Source organism: Mesorhizobium sp. M0040, assembly GCF_040323505.1.
Taxonomy (GTDB): Bacteria; Pseudomonadota; Alphaproteobacteria; order Rhizobiales; family Rhizobiaceae; genus Mesorhizobium.
This window is the reverse complement of record NZ_JAMYVA010000004.1, coordinates 177835-196512: the sequence shown is the minus strand read 5'-3', so window position 1 is coordinate 196512 and position 18678 is coordinate 177835. Positions and strand designations below refer to the sequence as shown.

Below are 18678 nucleotides of genomic sequence, written 5' to 3'. Positions count from 1 at the left end.
CCTTGATCTGATGGACAGCTGGTTCAGCAAAACCATCGTCAACGCCAATACGACGATGCTGACCGAGCCCTTCGTGCACGAATTCGTGCGCGCCAACATCTGGCATCTGCGCGGCCGCGATGTCGACCTGCTGGTCGACACCGGCATGGGGATCTGCCCGCTGGCGCCGCAGATCGACACGCCGTCCGGCAAGCCGCTGCTCGTCGTCGCCACGCATATCCATCTCGATCATGTCGGCTCGCTGCACGAGTTTCCGCTGCGGGCAGGGCCGCGCCACAGCGCCGCGCAGTTCGACAGCATGGATGAAGCGGTGACCTACGCCTACATGTTCCATGATCTGGAAGGCGCCGTCTCCAGGCTGCCGGCAAAGGGCTGGAAGGCGGCCGATTACAGGATTCAGCCGGCGCCTCTGGCCCGGACCCTGGACGAGGGCGACAGGATCGACCTCGGCGACCGCCAATTCCGCGTCCTGCATCTGCCCGGCCACTCTCCGGATTCGATCGCGCTGTTCGACGAGGCTGACGGCCTGTTCTTCGCCGGCGACGCCATCTACGACGCCATGCTGATCGACGACCTGCCGGATTCGGATCGTGCCGCCTATCGCCGCACGATGCAGCGCCTGCTCGAGCTGCCGATCCGGATCGGCCATGGCGGCCATGGACCGAGCTTCGATGGCAGGCGGATGCGCGAGATCGCCACCACCTATCTCAGCCGGACGGACCGGAAAGGCGAATAGGAGGCCTCGGCTGAGGCGGCGCAAATCTGAAGCGATTTGTCTTGGGCAGCTATTTTGTTCTTGCTTTGTGCCGGCAGCTATGCTACTAATATCGATATGGTGCTGATTCGCCCCAACGACCCGCCGCAAGGCGGGTTTTTGTTTTCGGGTTTCGGCGCCAGCCCGGCAAGGCGGCTGCCAGCCGGAAATTAAATCTTCGTAATATTATCTGGAAACCACGATCGGCGCCCTAGATGCGGGGCTGTCGATCCGGTCGGCCGCCGTGCCAGGCGAGACAGGCAAGGCCGACACGCCGATAGAGCGTTCCGGTGACGGAACGCTGCGGCGCCCGATCAATCTCTCGCCCGGACAACGGCCATGTCACCAATCCACACCCTTCGCAGACATCGCGTCGCCGCTTTGCTGGGCGCCGCGCTGATCGTCAGCCCCTTCGCCCTGCCCCTCGCTCCCAGGCTGAATGATGTTCTGGCGGCAACAGTGACCCCACCTGTCACCGGCATGACGGCGCCCAGCGGTTCGTTCGCTCCGGTCGTGGCGGCCGACAAACCGGCAGTGGTGACCATCACGACGGTCATGAAAGTACAACAGCCGGACACCATGAGCGACGCCTCTCCCTTTGGCGGAACCTCGCCTTTCGACGATTATTTCCGCCATTTCTTCGATGACCAGGGACAGCCCGCCCCCAAGACACCGCCGGAACAGGCGCCGCGCACCGAGGCCCTCGGCTCAGGCTTCATCGTCGGCGCCGACGGCACCATCGTCACCAACAATCACGTCGTCGACGGCGCCCAGTCGATCAAGGTGACGCTCGACGACGGCACCGAGCTTCCCGCCAAATTGATCGGTCATGACGCCAAGAACGATCTTGCCGTGCTCGTGGTCAAAGCCGGCAAGCCCTTGCCGACCGTCAAATGGGGCGATTCCGACAAGCTCATGCCGGGCGACCAGGTGCTCGCCTTCGGCAATCCTTTCGGCCTTGGCACCACGGTCACGGCCGGCATCGTCTCGGCGCGCGGCCGCGACCTGCATAGCGGGCCGTTTGACGACTTCATCCAGATCGACGCACCGATCAACCGGGGCAATTCCGGCGGCCCGCTGACGGATGTGAACGGCAATGTCGTCGCCATCAACACGGCGATCTTTTCGCCGAATGGCGGCAGCGTCGGCGTCGGCTTCGCCATTCCCTCGGACCAGGCGCAAAAGGTCGTCGCCAAACTGATGAAGGGCGGCTCCATCCAGTACGGCTATCTCGGCGTCCAGATCCAGCCGGTGACGCCTGACATGGCGAGCGCCATCGGCCTCGATCACCCAGCCGGCGTGCTGGTCGCGCAGGTCAGCGACGGATCGCCGGCCGCCAAGGCCGGCATCGAGACCGGCGACGTCATTACCAATTTCGCCGGCCGCGACATAAAGGATCCAAGGGATCTGTCGCGTGCCGTCGCCGACGTTGCGCCCGGCACGAGGGAAACCCTCGATGTCCGGCGCCAGGGGCAAAGCCTGCAGATCTCCGTCGAGGTCGGGCGCAACGAAGACGACATGGCAACGGGATCGGTGACCGGCGATCGGGGTCAGCCGTCGACGGAGCCGGGCCTTCGCGCACCGGCGCTCGGTCTTGGCCTGATGGACGTCACCCCGGATGTGCGCCAGGCAATGAACCTGGCAGGCAACCAGCACGGCGCGCTGGTCGAGCGCGTCGACCCGAACAAGGCGGCATCGGCTTCCGGCATCCAGCCCGGCGACATCATCGTCGGCGTCGACCAGCATCCGGTGAGGAGCGCCAGACAGGCTAACCAGGCGATTGTGCAGGCTGCCAAATCCGGCAAGAAATCGGTGCTGCTGCTTGTCGAGCGCGGCGACGCCCAGATGTTCGTCGCCGTCCCCTTCGCCAGTGGCTGAAGCGGGCGCCGCGCTGCCATGATCGATGTAGAGCATTGCCGCCAGGCCGGAGCCAAGATTTCGGTTGCCCGCGCTCGCGTCTTCGAGAAAACTGACAAAGGTCGGTTGGACCTTGCGCAAACGGATATTCTCGATGGTTACCCGAGGCTTCTCTTCCGGACGAAAGCCGCCGACGGATACGGATGCACGTATCCCGCCGGGGCAATATCTCGAGCAAGGTTTCCCGGTCCTGTCGGCCGGCCCGACGCCGCATGTCCGCACCGAGGATTGGTCGTTCACGCTTAAGCACGGGCCGCGGCCGATCAAGAAGTGGAACTGGGCCGAGTTCAACGCGCTGCCCTTGACCAAGATGACGCGCGACATCCATTGCGTCACCGCATGGACCAAGTTCGACACGGCGTGGCAGGGCGTGCTCGTCGACGACATCCTTGCCGACGCCGGCATCGAGCCGCCCACCGCCTTCACGCTGGCGCTGGGTTTCGACGGCTATTCCACCAACGTGCCGACGAAGGATCTCACCGGCGGCAAGGCGATGGTGGCGCTGCTTTATGAAGGCAAGCCGATCACGTCTGACCATGGCGGCCCGGCCCGGCTGCTCGTTCCGCATCTCTATTTCTGGAAATCGGCCAAATGGCTGAACGGGCTGCAGTTCACCGAGCGTGACGAGCCGGGTTTCTGGGAGTTGCGAGGCTATCATATCTATGGCGATCCGTGGCGCGAGCAGCGCTACACGAACGATCCATGAGCGACGCACCGGCGGCGCAGTCGCCCTGGCAGACGGTAACCATCACCCGGATCCAAAAGCGCACGCCGCGCGTCACCAGCTTTTTCCTGCAGCCGGCGCGGCCCTTCGCTTACCGTCCCGGCCAGCATGTCGACGTCAGGCTGACGGCGCCGGACGGCTATCAGGCGCGCCGCTCCTACTCCATCGCCTCGGCGCCGGAGACCGGCGTGACCATCGAACTGGCGATTGAAAAACTCGAGGACGGCGAGGTCTCGCCGTTCTTTCACGAGATCGCGGCGGTGGGCGACGAGGTCGAATTGCGCGGGCCGCTCGGCGGCCATTTCGTCTGGTCCGACGGCGATGGCGGACCGCTCCTGCTCGTCGGCGGTGGGTCGGGCGTGGTGCCGCTGATGTCGATGCTCCGTCACCGGGCGATGCGGGGATCGCTGGTCGCCGCCGCCCTGGTGTTTTCGGCGCGGGTCTGGGACGAGGTGATCTTTCGCGACGAGCTGATCGACCTCGCCGAGCGCCGGGATGGCTTCGACCTGGTGCTGACGCTGACGCGCGAGCCGGCCCGCCGTCCGGCAGATCATGCGCGGCGGGTCGACGCCGCGATGATGGTGCAAGCCATGACGAGGCTGCCGGCGCCGCCGAAGCTCGCCTTTGTCTGCGGCTCGAACGCATTCGTGACGGCCGCCGCCGCGGCACTGATCGATGCCGGGGTGCCTGAGGCACTCATCCGCACCGAACGCTACGGGGTCTGACCGGTTCTGCTTGCCCGGTTGCTGCCTTCGCCGGCCGGCATAAGCGGGCCGAAAACCGGCAGAACGGTGAGGCCGCGTTTGGCCGAAATGGTTAACGATTCGACAAAGAACCTCGGCCGCGACTTTTATCGGTTTAAAAAATCGAACCGAACGGTTCGTTTCTGTTGACAATGCGTGCAGGACGCTGTGAACGCTGCCTCCCCAAGTCACCTTGCAGGCAGACCGATACCATGGGCTATCTACTTGATATTTAGCAATAAAATTGTGGCGAAGGGAATCTCTGGCACAATTTCAAGGTGTAGATTCTTGGTCCACACCAAACAACTTCGTGATTGGAAACTGGCCATCGCCTTTCCCACATCGGGGCTGTCCGAACGACGCGAATTCCTCCCAAGACACGCCGCTGGACGGACGGAAAAACTGAGATACTGGAGTACTAAAATGAAAAAGATCGCTCTTGCCGCCGTCGCCGTTTTGGCCATCACCGGCAGCGCCTTCTCTGGCAGCGACAACTTTGGTTCCAAGGGTGCGAACCAGCCTGCCGCTTCGGTCGACAGCTCGTATACGGCTTCCATTCAGAAGCCGGCTCATGCTGACCAGCAGCCTGTCCAGGGCGCCGACCGAAACCTCTTCGGCAACAACTAACAGCCGATCCCAGCATCAGGGCGGCGGGGATATCCGCCGTCCGGGGATCTGAAAAATTCAGGAGTATTAAGATGAAAAAGATCGTTCTTGCTGCCGCCGCCGTTTTGGCCATCACCGGCAGCGCCTTCGCGGGCAGCGACAACTTTGGTTCCAACGGAGCCTACCAGCCCGCTGTCTCGGTCGACAGCTCCTACACGGCTTCCGTCAAGACGTCGGACCAGGCTGAAAAGCAGCCGGTTGTCCAGGGCACCGACCGTAACCTCTTCGGCAACAACTAACAGCCGATCCCACCATCAAGGCGGCGGCATGCCCGCCGCTTGATTTCGAAAATCCAGGAGTACCCAAAATGAAAAAGATTGTTCTTACTGCCGCCGCTCTCTTGATTGCCGCCGGCAGCGCTTATGCCCGCAACGACAATGTTGGCGGGACCGACATCAACAAGCAGTCGACCGTCAACGTCGACAAGACGCAGACGTATTCGGTACGTGACAGCAACTCGCCGATCTACAAGCTGCTGAATTCGTCTGGCGATGTGCCCAAGTCCGCGCCTCAGGGCGCCGACCGCAACCTCTTCGGCAACAACTAGGTTTTCCCGGGAAAAGCGTGTAGCGCTTTCCCTTGGGAATTGCGTCAAAACAAAGAGATAGAGCGGTTCGGCGTTCCGTGAAACGATGAACCGCTCTAACGGCCGAACTGGAATTCCAGACAAGAGCGGCGGGCCCTGCCCGCCGCTCTTGTTTTTTGCATGGCGGAAGAACGCCTGCTTCAAGCCGCCTTTGCTTCTGCTTCATGGAGCGCGAAAGAGCGCCCGTCCGCGTCGAAAATATGCAGGTCGCCGGCGTCCGCCGTCAGCCGCAGCGTCGCTCCGCGCTTGACCTCGACATTGCCCGGCAGCTTGGTCACCAGCGGCAGGTCGGCGCGGCCGATGTCGACATAGACGAGCTGGACCTCGCCGAGCTGCTCGACGTAATCGACCGTCCCTTCGAACAAATAGTCGGCGCCGGTGGCAATCATCAGATCCTCCGGCCGCACCCCGAAGCTCACCGCTGCGCCTTTCGCCGAGGCAGGCGTTGCGATCGGCACCGTTGCCTTGCGGCCGCCGACATGGCTGACGACCGTCGGGTTGCCGGTCTTGTCGATCGTCGCCGGCAGGATGTTCATCGCCGGCGAGCCGATGAACTGGGCGACGAACAGATTGCCGGGCCGCTTGTAGAGCTCCATCGGCGTGCCGACCTGTTCGATATGGCCTTCCTTCAGCACCACGATGCGGTCGGCCAGCGTCATGGCCTCGACCTGGTCGTGGGTGACGTAGATCATGGTTGTGGCCGGCATCGATTCCTTGAGCTTGGCGATCTCGATGCGGGTGGCGACGCGCAGCGCCGCGTCGAGGTTGGACAGCGGCTCGTCGAACAGAAAAACCTTGGGATTGCGCACGATGGCGCGACCGATGGCGACGCGCTGGCGCTGGCCGCCCGACATCGCCTTGGGCAGACGGTCGAGATATTTGGTCAGCTGCAGGATCTCGGCCGCCTGGCGCACCCGCTTGTCGATCTCGGCCTTGCTTTCCTTGCCGATCTTCATCGAGAAGGCCATGTTGTCGTAGACGGTCATGTGCGGATAGAGCGCATAGGACTGGAACACCATGGCGATGCCGCGCTTTGACGGCGGCACGTCGTTGACGATCTCGCCATCGATCTTGAGCTCGCCCGAGGTGATCTCCTCCAGCCCGGCGATGCAGCGCAGCAAGGTCGACTTGCCGCAACCAGAGGGGCCGACGAAGACGATGAATTCGCCCGACTTTATGTCGAGGTCGACGCCGTGCAGAATGTTGAGATTGCCATATGATTTCCTCACTTGCCTTAGCGTGACATCGGCCATGGTACCCTCCAGTTCTTCCTTGAATTCAGTCGATACGCCCGAACCAGGCGCCGTAGCCGCCGAGGCGGATAGTGCCGGCGCCAGTCTGTCCCGAAAACCCGTGTCCCGGCAAGGGCTGCAATGAGCGGCCGCCAAGATCGACTTCGGCAGGCTTTGCTCCGAGATTGAAGGCGCAGACGATCTGCTCGTTGCCTTCACGGCGGGTGAAGGCGACGGTGTCGCCCTCGCTTTCGATGAACTCGATATCACCCTTGGCCAGTGCCGGATGGGCGCGGCGGAAAGCCAGGAAGCGCCGGTAGTGCTCGAGCAGCGAGCCGTCGTCGCCTTGCTGCACATTGACGGCTTGCGCAAGGTGCTTGCTGGGCACCGGCAGCCAGGGCTTTGCCGTCGAGAAGCCGCCATTGCGGGCAGCGCCGTCCCAAACCATCGGCGTACGGCAGCCGTCGCGGCCCTTGAATTCAGGCCAGAAGCGGATGCCGTATGGGTCCTGCAGATCCTCGAAGCTGAGCTCGGCCTCGCTGAGCCCGAGCTCCTCGCCCTGATAGATACAGACCGAGCCGCGCAACGACATCAGCAGCGCCGAGATGACCTTGAGGTAGGCGGTCGGGTCGGGCTCGCCGGCTGCCCAGCGCGAGGCGGGACGCATCACGTCATGGTTGGAGAAGGCCCAGCACGACCAGCCGTCGCTGGCCACCTTGCCGAAGGTTTCCAGCACCGAGCGTACCTTTGCCGCGCTGATCTTCTCCGGCGCCAGGAAGTCGAAGGAGTAACACATATGCACGCGCTTGCCGCCGGCCGTATAGGCCGCCACCACTTCCAGCCCACGCTGCGAATCGCCGACCTCGCCAACCGCGGCCGTCGCCGGATATTCGTCGAGCAAGGCGCGGAAGCGTTCGAGGAAGCCGAGGTTTTCAGGCCGGCTCTTGTCGTAGAGATGGTCCTGGTAGTTGTAGGGGTTGACGGCCGGCGCCGTCTGGTCGTTTCGCTGCTCGGGCGGCAGCGGCGGATTGTCTTCCAGGCCTTGGCTGTGGAAATAGAAATTGATGGTATCGAGGCGGAAGCCGTCGACGCCGCGCTCCAGCCAGAAGCGGGTGACGTCGAGCAGCGCGTCCTGGACCGCGCGGCTGTGGAAATTGAGGTCGGGCTGCTCGGCCAGGAAATTATGCAGGTAATATTGCTGGCGGCTGGTGTCCCACTGCCAGGCCGAGCCGCCGAAGATCGACAGCCAGTTGTTGGGCGGCGTGCCGTCCGGCTTGGCATCCGCCCAGACATACCAGTCGGCTTTTGGATTGCTCCGGCTCGAGCGGCTCTCCTTGAACCAGGGATGGATGTCGGCGGTGTGCGAGAGCACCTCATCGATCATCACCTTGAGGCCAAGCCGATGCGCCTCTGCGGTCAGCGCGTCGAAGTCGGCCAGCGTGCCGAACATCGGATCGACATCGCAATAATCCGACACGTCGTAGCCAAAATCCTTCATCGGCGATTTGAAGAATGGCGAGATCCAGATGGCGTCGACACCGAGCGAGGCGATGTAGGCCAGCCGGCTGATCATGCCCCTGAGGTCGCCGATGCCGTCGCCGTTCGAATCCTGATAGCTGCGCGGGTAGATCTGGTAGATCACGGCACCTCGCCACCAGTCGCGATCTATAGCGAGATCTGGCTTCGGGGTGGCCTTCAAAGCGGATTGCATGATCTCAACCTCCTTTCACCGAGCCGGCAAGCAGCCCACGGACGAAATAGCGCTGCAGCGAGAAGAACACGATCAGCGGCACGATGATGGTGACGAAGGCCGATGTCGTCAGGATCTCCCAGTCGCCGCCGCGCGAGCCGAGCAACGCATTGAGCTTGGCGGTAAGCACGATCTGGTCGCCCTCGGTACCAAGGAAAACCATCGCCACCAGCAGATCGTTCCACACCCAGAGAAACTGGAAGATGGCGAACGAGGCCAGCACCGGGAACGACAGTGGCAGCACGATCTTGACGAAGATCTCGAAATCGCTGGCGCCGTCGATGCGCGCCGACTCCATGATCTCGCGTGGCAGGCCGGCGATATAGCTCCTCAGAAGATAGATGGCGAAAGGCAGGCCGAAGCCGGTATGGGCCAGCCAGATGCCGAGATAGGTCTTCGACGGCACGCCGAAGAAGCTGCCGACGCCGTTATAGAGCTTCAACAGCGGAATCAGCGACATCTGCAGCGGCACGACCAGGAGGCCGATGATGACGGCGATGAGCAGGGCCCGGCCAGGAAAGCGCATCCAGGCCAGCGCGTAGGCGGCGAACGCGGCGATCAGGATTGGAATGACGGTCGCCGGAATGGTGACGGTCAGCGAGTTCATGAAGGAGCGGCCGATGCCTTCCGAAAACAGCACCGTGTCGTAATTGTCGGTGGTGAATTTCGGCGGCGCCGACGAGGCGTAATAGACGCGCTGGCCGCGTTCGCTCTCGAAAGCCTTCGGCGAGGTCATGACGAAACTGCCGTCGGCATTGAGTTGCAGGGTGACGCCGTCGCCGAGATCGGCTGTCGAGCCGGCGGGATATTGCGTCGGCGCGGCCGACTTGACGCCAAAGGCGCTGATGTTGCGGGCCGGGCCGTCGCCGAAGATATTGCCTTGCAGGACGAACTTGCCCTCCTTCTCGACCTGCGCCGAGGCTGGCGGCAGCCGGCCGGCTTCCGTCTGGCTGGAACTGGTGAACGAGTTCCACCAGCCCGAAGCGATGATCTGATCCTTGTCGCGCAGTGACGAGACCAGAATGCCGAGCGTCGGGATCGTCCAGATCGCAACGAAGATGAAGACGGCGATGTGGACGCCGAAACGGCTGACAAAGGACTTTCCGGTCGACGCGGCCATCTCAATGCCCTTCCGTCTCTTTGTTCGCCTGGCGGATGTTCCAGACCATGATCGGAATGACCGCGATCATGATGATAATGGCGATGGTGGCGCCGCGGCCGAAATCGCCGCCGCCGCGGAACATCCAGTCGAACATCAGATTGGCCAGCACCTGGCTGTTCCACTGGCCGTTGGTCATGGTCAGCACGATGTCGAAAACCTTCAGCACCAGGATGGTGATGGTGGTCCAGACCACGGCGATGGTGCCCCAGATCTGCGGCACCATGATCTTCCAGAAGATCTGGAAAGGGTTGGCGCCGTCGATGACGGCGGCTTCCAGCGTCTCTTCCGGAATGCCGCGCAAGGCCGACGACAGGATGACCATGGCAAAGCCGGTCTGGATCCAGATCAGGATGACCATCAGGAAGAAGTTGTTCCAGAACGGCAGCGAGATCCAGACCTGCGGCTGGCCGCCGAAATACTGGATGATGGCGTTGAGCAGGCCGATCTGCGTCTGCCCGTCGCCGTGATATTCGTAGATGAATTTCCAGATGACGCTGGCGCCGACGAACGAGATCGCCAGCGGCAGGAAGATCAGGCTCTTGGCGATGGTGCCCCACCAGATCTTGTCGGTGAGCACGGCGATGATCAGCCCGAGGAAGGTGCAGGCGGCCGGCACCACCGCCAGCCAGATGATGTTGTTGAGGATCGAGTTGCGGAACTCGCGGTCGCCGAACGCCCATTGATAGTTGGCCAAGCCGACGAAATGGGCGCCGCCGCGATCAAGGAACGACAGCCTCAGTGTCTCCACCACCGGGTAGATCAGGTAGATGGTGAGGATGATCATCGCCGGGCCGACGAACAGCCAAGGCCGGATCACCCCCTGCCGGCGCAGATTGTTAATCGCCGCCTTGCCGGAAACGCCGCGCGCCGGAAAGATCGTGTCGAGTGCCTTGTTGGCGCCCCAGAAATAGGCGACGCAGCCGCCCACGCCGATGATGATGACGAATATCGCCGAAAAAATCTGAGCCGCCATGGGTCCCTCCCCCTGCGCACGGATCCGCCAGTCGAGAATGGCTTTGGCGACGGGATCATGCGCCGATTCAGTTGTCTGGAGCGCGACCAGCCGGAAAGCAGGTCACTGGGCGCGCGTCATGCCGGAATGCGTTGTGCTCACGACAATCGACGCGACGCCAAGCACCGGATAAGGTCCGGGCCGTTTGAGGCCCGGACCACATCACATTGGGAACTCAAGCCGGCCGCTTACTTGATCGCGTCCCAGCTTTTCTGGATGTCAGTGGCGACGTCCTGGGCGGACTTGCCGCCGACCAGGTCGATCATGCCGGTCCAGAACGCACCGGCGCCGATCTTGCCCGGCATCAGGTCGGACCCGTCGAAGCGGAAGGTCGAGGCGTTGGCCAGGATCTCGCCCTGCTTCTTCAGCGCGTCGCTAGCATAGGCGTCCTTGTTGACCGACTTGAACGGCGTCACGAAGCCGCCCTGTGCCATCCAGATCTCATGAGCGAGCGGCAGCTTCAGGAATTCGATGAACGCGCGGGCACTCTTGCTATCTTTGGTGATCATGGCCAGCGTGCCGGCGCCGAGCACCGGAGTGCCGAGCTCGGGCTTGGAGGCGTAGGGCGGGTAATAGAAGAAGTCGGCATCCTCGCCGATCTTGGTGCCTTGCGGGAAGAAGGTCGGGATGAACGATGCCTGGTGGTGCAGATAGCATTTCGGCGGCACCGAGAAGAGGCCCTTCGGGCTGTCACGGAAATCGGTCGCCGCAACCGCCTTGGCGCCGCCCTCGACCATCTTGTCGTCCGTCGCGATCTTGCCGAAAATGTCGATCGCGTTGACCACTGCCGGATCGTTGAACGGAATTTCGTTCTTAACCCATTTGTCGTAGGTCTCGGGCGTCTGGGTGCGCAGCATGATGTCTTCGACCCAGTCGGTCGCCGGCCAGCCGGTGGCGCCGCCCGAACCAAGCCCGATGCACCATGGCGTGCCGCCGTCGGCGATGATCTTCTTTTCGAGCTCGGCAAGCTCTTCCTGCGTCTTCGGCACCTTGTAGCCCGCTTCCTCGAAATTGTCCGGCGAGTACCAGACCAGCGACTTCACGTCGGCCTTATACGGAAAGGCGAAGAAGCCGGGTTTGCCGTCCTTGTCCTTGAACGTGCCGAGGTCGACCCAGGATTGGCCGGCGCCGTAATTGTCCTTGACCCAGTTGGCCGTGTCGTCGCCGAGCGGCGTCAAAAGCCCCTTCGATGCCAGATCCTGGATCAGGCCCGGCTGCGGCAGCACGGCAATGTTGGGCGGGCTGCCGGCCTGCGTGTCGATGACGATCTGCTGCTCGTAATTCTCCGACGAGGAGTACTTGATCTCGGCGCCGGTGGCTTCGGAGAAGTAATCGAGGACGGTGCGGATAAGCCCTTCGTCCTCGCCGCGCCACGGCCCGAAGATCGTCAGCGTCTCGCCCTTGAGGTCGACCTTCTTGAGCTCCTCGTAGTTGGCCCAGTTGAAACGGGGATCTTCGCCCGGCTTGAACTTCAGTTCGGCTTGCGCCGGCATGGCGAGCGCAAGCGTGGCAAACGCAGCGCCCAGCAGAAGCATTTTCTTCATCGGTATTCCCTCCCAGTGGTGACAAACACCGAACGAAACCTCCATTCCGTCCGCCGGCGCTGCAGGACTGTGACTCAGTCGGAAAGGAACTGCAACCTTTCGTAGAGTCTTCCAAAGCGCTTTGGTGATTTTGATCTCGCCACTGAATTGATCCGGAGTCAAGAGAAAGCCAAATTAATCGATTTAATTTCTGCGGTCGAGTGCCAGCGAAAGTGCGCTGCAGCACAGTTTTCTGGCGGTGCAGCAGCAAATTCGGCTTCAAACCGGTCCGAACCGTGCGTAAGGTCATTGCGCTCGGCGGCGCAGTTCGTAGCGGCCGGCTCGATTCAGATTAAAAGCGCTTTGAGGTTTGGAGGCCTCCGGTGAACCTCAAGCAGCTCTCCCATGTGCTGGCGCTTTCGCAGACTACGGTCAGCCGCGCATTGAACGGCTACCCGGAGGTCAACGAGGAAACGCGCCGGCGGGTGGTCGATGCCGCCAAGCGTCACGGCTATCGCCCCAATCCGAGCGCCCGCCGGCTGGCGACCGGCAAGACCGGCATGATCGGCTATGTGCTGCCGACGGGGACGACCGTCGACATCGACCCGCATTTCGTCGAGTTCCTGTCCGGCCTCGGCGACTATGCGCGTTCGCACGAGCTCGACCTGGTGCTGTCACCGGCCGATGCCGACGACCAGGAGACGACCTACCGCCGCATTGTCGCCAACCGGCAGGTCGACGCGGTCTATATCTCCTCGCCGAGGCCGGCCGACCGGCGGGTGGCGCTGGTCAATACGCTCGGCATTCCTTTCATCGTCCATGGCCGCAGCGAAGGCTTCGATTTCGAGTATCCGTTCACCGACATCGACAATGAGGGCGCCTTCCACGAGGCGGCGCGGCTACTCGTTCAGCTCGGTCATAGGCGTCTGGCGCTGATCAATGGCGACGATCGCGAGACCTTCGCCATCCATCGCGAGCGCGGCGTGCGTCGCGCGCTTGCGGCGAGCGGCCTGATACTTCGTGATCAGCATGTCTGTTCGCTCACCATGACCGAGGAGAACGGCTACCGCGCCGCCCGGCGCTTGCTGGAACAAAGCGACGCGCCGACGGCGATCGCCTGCTCCAGCCTGATCATGGCGCTCGGCGTGGTGCGCGCGGTGCGCGATCTCGGCCTGACCATTCCGGGCGACCTGTCGCTGATCGCTCATGACGACGTCTTCCCGTGGCTGAAGCCGGAAAATTTTTCGGTGCCCTTGTCGACGACGCGTTCGTCGATCCGCCTGGCCGGCGCGCGCATCGCCGAACGGCTGGCGGCGCGGATTTCCGGTCTGGAGGAGGGCGCTCGCGGCGAAGTCTGGCCGGTCGACCTGGTGGTCAGGGGATCGGTCGCCGGCGCGCCGGCCTAGAGGCAATCACTCTGAACGGCCGAGGTCGACTCTTGGCGGCTGTTGGCCAGCACCAGCGGGTGCGTCCTGGTCTCAGGCCGCGGATTTGAGGTGATCGATGAAGGCGCGCAGCTTCGGCAGGACTTGGCGCTTGCCGGGATGATAAAGGAAGACACCCGGCGTCGTCGTGGCGACGCCGTCGAGCACCGACTGGAGTTTTCCTTCGGCTATCGGACCTTCGGCGAGTGGTCGCGGCGTCTGCGCCAACCCCACGCCCCGCATCGCGGCCCCGACCAATGTCGAATAGTCGTGCGCGATCAGCGGGCCTGAGACGATTGCCTCGATTGCACCGTTGCCGTCGATGAACGACCAGGGCGCGATGCTGCCATTCGAGCGGCGCAAGCGTAGGCAGGCGTGGTGGCGCAAGTCGTCGACACGCTCGGGACGGCCTTGGCGCTCGAGATAGTCAGGGCTGCCGACGACCACGAACGAGAACGGCGCTGTCAGCCGCACCGCGACCATGTCGGCGGCGATGAGCTGGCCGAGGCGGATACCGGCATCGAACCCACCGGTCGCGAGATCGACCATCTGGTCGCTCACGGCGATCTCCAGTTCGATCTCAGGATAGGCTTGGCAGAACGACGCGAGCAGCGGCTCCAACATCAACGGCACGATAGCGCGGGGTACAGACAGGCGCAGCAGACCGGTCGGCCGCTGGCCGATATCGCGGGCAGCCTCGCCGGCCGCGACAAGCTCTTCGAATGCCGGGCCGGCACGGTCGAGGAACCGCTGGCCAGGCTCGGTTAAACCAACGCTCCGCGTCGTGCGGACGAACAACGCCGTGCCCAGACGGGCTTCCAGCGCGCGCACCGCTTGGCTCACGGCGGATGGCGTCACGCCGAGATCGGCGGCGGCACGGCGGAAGTTACGGCGCCTGGCGACGGCCAGGAACGCCTCGACGCCCTCCAGCGCACCATGTCGGACTGTGTAGTTCTGCTTCATAGGTTGTTGTGATTACACCGGATAGTCGAATTGCGGTAGCGGGCTTAAAGCCGCGTGAATCAACTGTTGAGAGAAGGCCAAATGTCCACGGAAATGGTATTCCAAACCCATCTTGTTCTCGGCTATGTCGCGTGGCTGCTTTGCTTCGGCGCGTACGGTTTGCCGTGGCTCAGGTCGATGGACCGGGTCGCGGCGCAACGCGCCATCGCCACGCTGCACAGCTTCCGCTTCTTCGGGCTCGTCTTCATGGTTCCAGGTGTCGTAAGCCCCAATCTGCCCACCGACTTCGCCGTATTCGCCGCCTACGGCGATTTCGCGACTGGCGTGCTGGCCATGCTGGCGCTGCTCACGGTGAGGATACGCCCGCTCTTCTGGCCGTTGGTCGTCGCCTTCAATGTCGCAGGGACGGTCGACCTCATCGTCGACTATTACCACGCCATTCAGATCGGCCTTCCTGCACGCGCAGGCGAACTGGGCGCCACCTACGCGATCCCGATCATCTACGTACCGCTGCTGATGATAACGCATGTCGCCGCATTCTATTTTCTGGCACGTCCTCGGCAAAACGCGACTTGAGCGGGCTATTCCTTCGCCGCTTCGGCCGCCTTGGTGTCCAGCAGGCCAAAGCCGAAATCATTGTCGCGCCCCTTGGGGCCGAGATCCTTTGCCGTGGCGGCAAGCGCTTTCTCGACCCAGTCGGCGGAGCGGTCGGGTGCGGCATGCAACAGGTTGGCGACGGCGCCGGTCACGATCGCTGCGGCGAAGGACGTCCCGGTCACCACGTCCGAGCCGGCGCCGCTCGGCGCCACCATCTCAACGCCGGGAGCGGAGATGAAGACGTAGGCGCCGCGATTGGCCTGCGGCATCAGCCCGTCCTTGGCATCGGTGGCCGTCACCGCGATCACGCCGTCGAAGGCGGCCGGATAACCATAGGGCGCCTTCGGTCCGTTATTGCCGGCGGCCGCAACCAGCACGATGTCGAGCGCGCGCGCATTGCGGCAGGCGATGCCGAGCAGGTCGTTCTTCGGACCGACGAAGCTCATATTGATGATGCGGACATCCTGCTCCGCCGCCCAGTCGAGCGCCGAAAGGATGGCGTCCATGGTCGATTTGCCGCCCTCGAAGGCGCGGGCATGATAGATCCTGGCGCCCGGCGCCATGCCTTTGAACGCGCCGTTACCGGCGATCAATCCGTCGACCGAAGTGCCGTGGTCGCGCGCCTTGATCGGCACGTCGGGCATGGCATCGAACTGCCCGGCGATGACGCCGGAGAGCGCCGGATTGCCGTCGTCGATGCCGGTGTCGATGACGCCGACGCGCACATTCTCGCCGCTGGCTTTGTCGGCATCGAGCGCGATGCGCTCGAACGCATAATTGACGATGCTGGCCGCCTGCTGCAGCGAGTAGACATGGTTGGCCTCACGCCGCAAAGTACGGCCGTCGGCGGCAAGTTGCGCCAGCACGACGCCGACCGGGCGGCCATCGGGAATGCCGAAGCGCACCAGCGTGTTGCCGAGCAGCCGCGACTGCCGCTGCGAGCGTATCTCGAGGCCGAACGAGGCCGCGATCTGCTGGACCGCGCCGGCATCGCCATTGACCGTGACCAGCACCTCGTCGGGCACGAAATCGCCGATCACGGCGCGCGGCGGCTCGGTTGCGACAAGATCGGTGGGTGCTACGACCGGACCGCCCGGCGCGGCAGCCTGTATTGCCGGCGCGACGGCGGGCGGGGTTGCAGTATTGCCAGGAGGTATAGGCGCCTCGGTGACTACGGCAGGATTGGGGAACAGGTCGACAATCAAGTCCGGAAGAGACACCGCGCCCGTTATTCCAGGAGCCAGCGCTTTGCCGCCATCCTTCACGGCGCCGCCATCCTTGGCGCAGTCGGCGTTGGCAGCATTTCCCCGGTTCAGGCAGTCGATCTCAGCCTGGGTGAGGTTCGAGTCATTGGTCTGCGCCATTGCGGACGCGGCGAAGATTGTCATCGCCGCCGTCAATCGAATGACCGCCTTAGCCGCCATCAGCCGGTTTCCTTCCCTCCAGCGCAGCTTCGGTGAAAGGCTGGGCGGCAATAAGGCCAAGCAGCTTCTGATAGTCGGCGGCGGTCTTGGCCGGAACGCCGAGGCGGAAGACGCCGTCGGCGGTCGGCCCGCCGGCGATCTTCAACTGGTTCTGGTCGAGAAAAGCGATGATGTCGGACAGCTTCGCATCCGGTTTGAACTTCACAAGGGCAAACGGCATTTTGGCCAGATCGTCCTCCGATCCGGCAATCTCGAAATCGCCACCTCTGTTGCCAGTCTGCACAAAAGACTGCACGACGACCAGAGCCAGCAGCACCGCGGCCGCGGCCCAGGCGACGCCGGCGGGCACCGCCATGAAGCGGCTCCAGGCTTGCGCCAGCCAGGACGATGCCGCAGGCGCGCGGGACGGGCCGGCCTCGGCGTCGAGCGCCTTGGCAAAGCGGCTGAGCGCATCGGCCGGCGGGCGGATTGCCTCGTTTGCGGCAGCGGTGCCGGAGAATTCGGCCTCGGCCTCGCCTAGTGCGGCCATCGCCGCCGGATCGCTCGCCAGCCATTCCTCGATGGCTTCGAGCTCGGTGCCCTCCAGCGAGCCGTTCAGATAAAACGGCAGCAGCATTTCCATTTCGTCGCGGCGTGACATTTTTTCAGCGGCGCTCATGGCCACCCCCTGTCGTAACCGGCGGCCTTGAGGGCTTCGCCGAGTTTCTTGCGGGCGTAGAACATCCTGGTCTTGACCGTTGCGACCGGGATGCCGAGTACCTCGCCGATCTCGCTCACCGATTGCCCGTGATAATAGGCAAGGTCGATCACCGTGCGGTGCTCTTCCGGCATGGCATCGATAAAGCGTCGCAAGGCGGCGGCCTTGTCTTCCTTCATCGTCACGACTTCCGGCGTGTCGGCGCCGTCGGCGACCTGGGCCGCGTCATCGTCGTCGATCCAGTCTTCCTTCTTCTTGCGCAGCAGGGACAGCGCCTTGAAGCGGGCAATGCCGAGCAGCCATGTCGAGACCTCCGAGCGCCCCTCGAAGGCCGGTGCCTGCCGCCAGAGTTCGAGGAACACCTCGTTCGCGATATCGTCGGCCATCAGTTCCGATCCCGTCTGGCGTGCCACGAAGCGGTAGACCCGCGCGTGGTGGCGCATGAACAGGAGCCGCTCGGCGGCACGGTCGCCTTTCGCGACCCGCTCGACAAGCGCGCGATCGGTCTCCGCGGCCGTCATCGCCGGTCGAGCCGCCTGGCTCCTGCCTGCTCTGTCGCTGATCGGCCCAAAAAGGTTCACCGCATCCGCCCGTATATTTGCGGAGGCTAACTGAAGAGCGGGAGCGTTGCCAGAGGGAGAAGAGGGCGCGCGCTCAACTCAGGAACGGCTCCGCCTTCATCGTCGCCGGCACCGGCACGCCGAGGCGCGCAAGCACCGTCGGCGCGAGCTGCAGCTGATCGAGCAGCGTATTGGCTTCCGGACCCTCGCCGGATCCGAAGTAGTAAAGTGCGAAATCCTGCATCTCATCGTCGTGGCCGCCATGATGGCCGCGATCGGTCTGGCCATGATCGGCGGTGACGATCACCTCGTAGCCGGCTTCCCGCCAGCGCGGCAGAAAGCCGGCGAGCATGGCGTCCATTGCATAGACGGCATGATCCATCTCGTGGCAGTCATGGCCGAAGCGGTGGCCCATCGAGTCCAGAGTACAGCTGTGCAGGATGCCGTAGTCGATGCCGTAGCGCCTGGTCAGCATGGTCAACGTCGCGAACAGGTCGACGTCGCTCGGCGTCATCTGGTTCCTGGCATTGTAGCCGGTCATGGTGTGGAACCGGCCATGGCTGATCGGCCTGCCCGGCTGGTCGAACTCCATGTCCTCGACCAGGTCGAACGGATAGGCCCGGAAGAATTCGGACCAGTAGGAGTGGGTGACCGCACCGGTCTTGCCGCCGGCCCTGCTGACCTCGGAAAAGATGTCCGGCTGTTCGACGCGAAACCGGTTCTCGTTCGACAGGATACCGTGCACCTGGGGCGGCACGCCGGTGTGGATCGAGGCATAGCAGGATGCCGAGGTCGACGGCAGCACGGAGCGCATTTTCCATACGCGGGCTTCGCCTGATTGCACCCAGCCTTCGAGATTGCCCATCAGCCGTCGCCAGTTCCGGTAAGGCACGCCGTCGAGGATGATGAGCAATAGTTTTGTGTTGAGCGCCAAGGGCGCCTCC

Annotated in this window: 19 protein-coding genes; 9 read left to right on the top strand and 10 right to left on the bottom strand. The window is 63.4% G+C overall.

The window, feature by feature from the left end; translation table 11 throughout:
• Positions 1 to 10 precede the first annotated feature (10 nt).
• The 7 genes from NKJ91_RS05650 to NKJ91_RS05620 all read left to right on the top strand — a co-directional run bounded on the left by NKJ91_RS05650 (position 11) and on the right by NKJ91_RS05620 (position 5351).
• A complete protein-coding gene (locus tag NKJ91_RS05650; RefSeq protein WP_352454770.1) occupies positions 11 to 736 on the top strand; it encodes an MBL fold metallo-hydrolase in 726 nt (241 codons plus the stop codon).
• 357 nt (positions 737 to 1093) lie between these two features.
• The gene (locus tag NKJ91_RS05645) at positions 1094 to 2632 is read left to right on the top strand and encodes a DegQ family serine endoprotease (RefSeq protein ID WP_352454769.1); all 1539 of its coding nucleotides are present in this window, start codon (positions 1094 to 1096) and stop codon (positions 2630 to 2632) included.
• Positions 2633 to 2765: 133 nt separating this feature from the next.
• Positions 2766 to 3377, top strand: coding sequence for a molybdopterin-dependent oxidoreductase (locus NKJ91_RS05640; protein WP_352451603.1), 612 nt, complete (start codon positions 2766 to 2768; stop codon positions 3375 to 3377).
• Positions 3374 to 4120: an FAD-binding oxidoreductase gene (locus tag NKJ91_RS05635; protein WP_352454768.1), complete on the top strand. Its 747-nt coding sequence runs from the start codon at positions 3374 to 3376 to the stop codon at positions 4118 to 4120. Before NKJ91_RS05640 ends, NKJ91_RS05635 begins: the two co-directional genes overlap by 4 nt.
• A gap of 441 nt (positions 4121 to 4561) precedes the next feature.
• Positions 4562 to 4765, top strand: coding sequence for a DUF680 domain-containing protein (locus tag NKJ91_RS05630; RefSeq protein WP_023680227.1), 204 nt, complete (start codon positions 4562 to 4564; stop codon positions 4763 to 4765).
• 71 nt (positions 4766 to 4836) lie between these two features.
• The gene (locus NKJ91_RS05625; protein WP_352454767.1) at positions 4837 to 5043 is read left to right on the top strand and encodes a DUF680 domain-containing protein; all 207 of its coding nucleotides are present in this window, start codon (positions 4837 to 4839) and stop codon (positions 5041 to 5043) included.
• Between the two features lie 68 nt (positions 5044 to 5111).
• Positions 5112 to 5351 (top strand): DUF680 domain-containing protein, encoded by a 240-nt coding sequence (locus tag NKJ91_RS05620; protein ID WP_352454766.1) that lies wholly within the window; start codon positions 5112 to 5114, stop codon positions 5349 to 5351.
• Positions 5352 to 5530: 179 nt separating this feature from the next.
• Here NKJ91_RS05620 and NKJ91_RS05615 read toward each other — a convergent pair whose 3' ends face one another.
• The 5 genes from NKJ91_RS05615 to NKJ91_RS05595 all read right to left on the bottom strand — a co-directional run bounded on the left by NKJ91_RS05615 (position 5531) and on the right by NKJ91_RS05595 (position 12090).
• On the bottom strand, positions 5531 to 6643 hold the full coding sequence (locus NKJ91_RS05615) for an ABC transporter ATP-binding protein (protein WP_023680224.1): 1113 nt from the start codon (positions 6641 to 6643) through the stop codon (positions 5531 to 5533).
• 25 nt (positions 6644 to 6668) lie between these two features.
• A complete protein-coding gene (gene bglA / locus NKJ91_RS05610; RefSeq protein WP_352454765.1) occupies positions 6669 to 8333 on the bottom strand; it encodes a beta-galactosidase BglA in 1665 nt (554 codons plus the stop codon).
• Between the two features lie 4 nt (positions 8334 to 8337).
• Positions 8338 to 9492: a carbohydrate ABC transporter permease gene (locus tag NKJ91_RS05605; RefSeq protein WP_352452251.1), complete on the bottom strand. Its 1155-nt coding sequence runs from the start codon at positions 9490 to 9492 to the stop codon at positions 8338 to 8340.
• A 1-nt stretch (position 9493) separates the two neighbouring features.
• Complete coding sequence (locus NKJ91_RS05600) at positions 9494 to 10507, bottom strand: carbohydrate ABC transporter permease (RefSeq protein WP_352454764.1); 1014 nt, start codon at positions 10505 to 10507, stop codon at positions 9494 to 9496.
• A 227-nt stretch (positions 10508 to 10734) separates the two neighbouring features.
• On the bottom strand, positions 10735 to 12090 hold the full coding sequence (locus NKJ91_RS05595) for an ABC transporter substrate-binding protein (protein WP_352452249.1): 1356 nt from the start codon (positions 12088 to 12090) through the stop codon (positions 10735 to 10737).
• 362 nt (positions 12091 to 12452) lie between these two features.
• Between NKJ91_RS05595 and NKJ91_RS05590 the strand changes: the two genes are divergently transcribed.
• Positions 12453 to 13475, top strand: coding sequence for a substrate-binding domain-containing protein (locus NKJ91_RS05590; RefSeq protein ID WP_352454763.1), 1023 nt, complete (start codon positions 12453 to 12455; stop codon positions 13473 to 13475).
• A gap of 72 nt (positions 13476 to 13547) precedes the next feature.
• Here the strand turns inward: NKJ91_RS05590 and NKJ91_RS05585 are convergent, their stop codons facing one another.
• Complete coding sequence (locus NKJ91_RS05585; protein ID WP_352454762.1) at positions 13548 to 14456, bottom strand: LysR family transcriptional regulator; 909 nt, start codon at positions 14454 to 14456, stop codon at positions 13548 to 13550.
• Between the two features lie 81 nt (positions 14457 to 14537).
• Between NKJ91_RS05585 and NKJ91_RS05580 the strand changes: the two genes are divergently transcribed.
• Positions 14538 to 15032 carry a DUF8737 domain-containing protein gene (locus NKJ91_RS05580; RefSeq protein WP_352454761.1) on the top strand — a complete coding sequence of 165 codons (495 nt, stop codon included), beginning with the start codon at positions 14538 to 14540 and terminating at the stop codon, positions 15030 to 15032.
• Positions 15033 to 15037: 5 nt separating this feature from the next.
• Here NKJ91_RS05580 and NKJ91_RS05575 read toward each other — a convergent pair whose 3' ends face one another.
• The 4 genes from NKJ91_RS05575 to NKJ91_RS05560 form a co-directional block, all read right to left on the bottom strand.
• Positions 15038 to 16477 (bottom strand): S8 family serine peptidase, encoded by a 1440-nt coding sequence (locus NKJ91_RS05575; protein WP_352454760.1) that lies wholly within the window; start codon positions 16475 to 16477, stop codon positions 15038 to 15040.
• Positions 16467 to 17135 carry an anti-sigma factor gene (locus tag NKJ91_RS05570; protein ID WP_352452244.1) on the bottom strand — a complete coding sequence of 223 codons (669 nt, stop codon included), beginning with the start codon at positions 17133 to 17135 and terminating at the stop codon, positions 16467 to 16469. The genes NKJ91_RS05575 and NKJ91_RS05570 overlap by 11 nt, the downstream gene beginning before the upstream one ends.
• Entirely contained in the window at positions 17132 to 17695 is a 564-nt protein-coding gene (locus NKJ91_RS05565) for a sigma-70 family RNA polymerase sigma factor (RefSeq protein ID WP_352454759.1), read from the bottom strand. Before NKJ91_RS05565 ends, NKJ91_RS05570 begins: the two co-directional genes overlap by 4 nt.
• A gap of 133 nt (positions 17696 to 17828) precedes the next feature.
• Positions 17829 to 18668 (bottom strand): alkaline phosphatase family protein, encoded by an 840-nt coding sequence (locus NKJ91_RS05560; RefSeq protein ID WP_352452242.1) that lies wholly within the window; start codon positions 18666 to 18668, stop codon positions 17829 to 17831.
• Positions 18669 to 18678 lie beyond the last annotated feature (10 nt).

Bases quoted from the DNA above. Each gene is read 5' to 3' on its own strand.
- NKJ91_RS05650 (WP_352454770.1), top strand. From the start codon at position 11: ATGGACAGCTGGTTCAGCAAAACCATCGTCAACGCCAATACGACGATG.
- NKJ91_RS05645 (WP_352454769.1), top strand. From the start codon at position 1,094: ATGTCACCAATCCACACCCTTCGCAGACATCGCGTCGCCGCTTTGCTG.
- NKJ91_RS05640 (WP_352451603.1), top strand. From the start codon at position 2,766: ATGGTTACCCGAGGCTTCTCTTCCGGACGAAAGCCGCCGACGGATACG.
- NKJ91_RS05635 (WP_352454768.1), top strand. From the start codon at position 3,374: ATGAGCGACGCACCGGCGGCGCAGTCGCCCTGGCAGACGGTAACCATC.
- NKJ91_RS05630 (WP_023680227.1), top strand. From the start codon at position 4,562: ATGAAAAAGATCGCTCTTGCCGCCGTCGCCGTTTTGGCCATCACCGGC.
- NKJ91_RS05625 (WP_352454767.1), top strand. From the start codon at position 4,837: ATGAAAAAGATCGTTCTTGCTGCCGCCGCCGTTTTGGCCATCACCGGC.
- NKJ91_RS05620 (WP_352454766.1), top strand. From the start codon at position 5,112: ATGAAAAAGATTGTTCTTACTGCCGCCGCTCTCTTGATTGCCGCCGGC.
- NKJ91_RS05615 (WP_023680224.1), bottom strand. From the start codon at position 6,643: ATGGCCGATGTCACGCTAAGGCAAGTGAGGAAATCATATGGCAATCTC.
- bglA (WP_352454765.1), bottom strand. From the start codon at position 8,333: ATGCAATCCGCTTTGAAGGCCACCCCGAAGCCAGATCTCGCTATAGAT.
- NKJ91_RS05605 (WP_352452251.1), bottom strand. From the start codon at position 9,492: ATGGCCGCGTCGACCGGAAAGTCCTTTGTCAGCCGTTTCGGCGTCCAC.
- NKJ91_RS05600 (WP_352454764.1), bottom strand. From the start codon at position 10,507: ATGGCGGCTCAGATTTTTTCGGCGATATTCGTCATCATCATCGGCGTG.
- NKJ91_RS05595 (WP_352452249.1), bottom strand. From the start codon at position 12,090: ATGAAGAAAATGCTTCTGCTGGGCGCTGCGTTTGCCACGCTTGCGCTC.
- NKJ91_RS05585 (WP_352454762.1), bottom strand. From the start codon at position 14,456: ATGAAGCAGAACTACACAGTCCGACATGGTGCGCTGGAGGGCGTCGAG.
- NKJ91_RS05580 (WP_352454761.1), top strand. From the start codon at position 14,538: ATGTCCACGGAAATGGTATTCCAAACCCATCTTGTTCTCGGCTATGTC.
- NKJ91_RS05575 (WP_352454760.1), bottom strand. From the start codon at position 16,477: ATGGCGGCTAAGGCGGTCATTCGATTGACGGCGGCGATGACAATCTTC.
- NKJ91_RS05570 (WP_352452244.1), bottom strand. From the start codon at position 17,135: ATGAGCGCCGCTGAAAAAATGTCACGCCGCGACGAAATGGAAATGCTG.
- NKJ91_RS05565 (WP_352454759.1), bottom strand. From the start codon at position 17,695: ATGACGGCCGCGGAGACCGATCGCGCGCTTGTCGAGCGGGTCGCGAAA.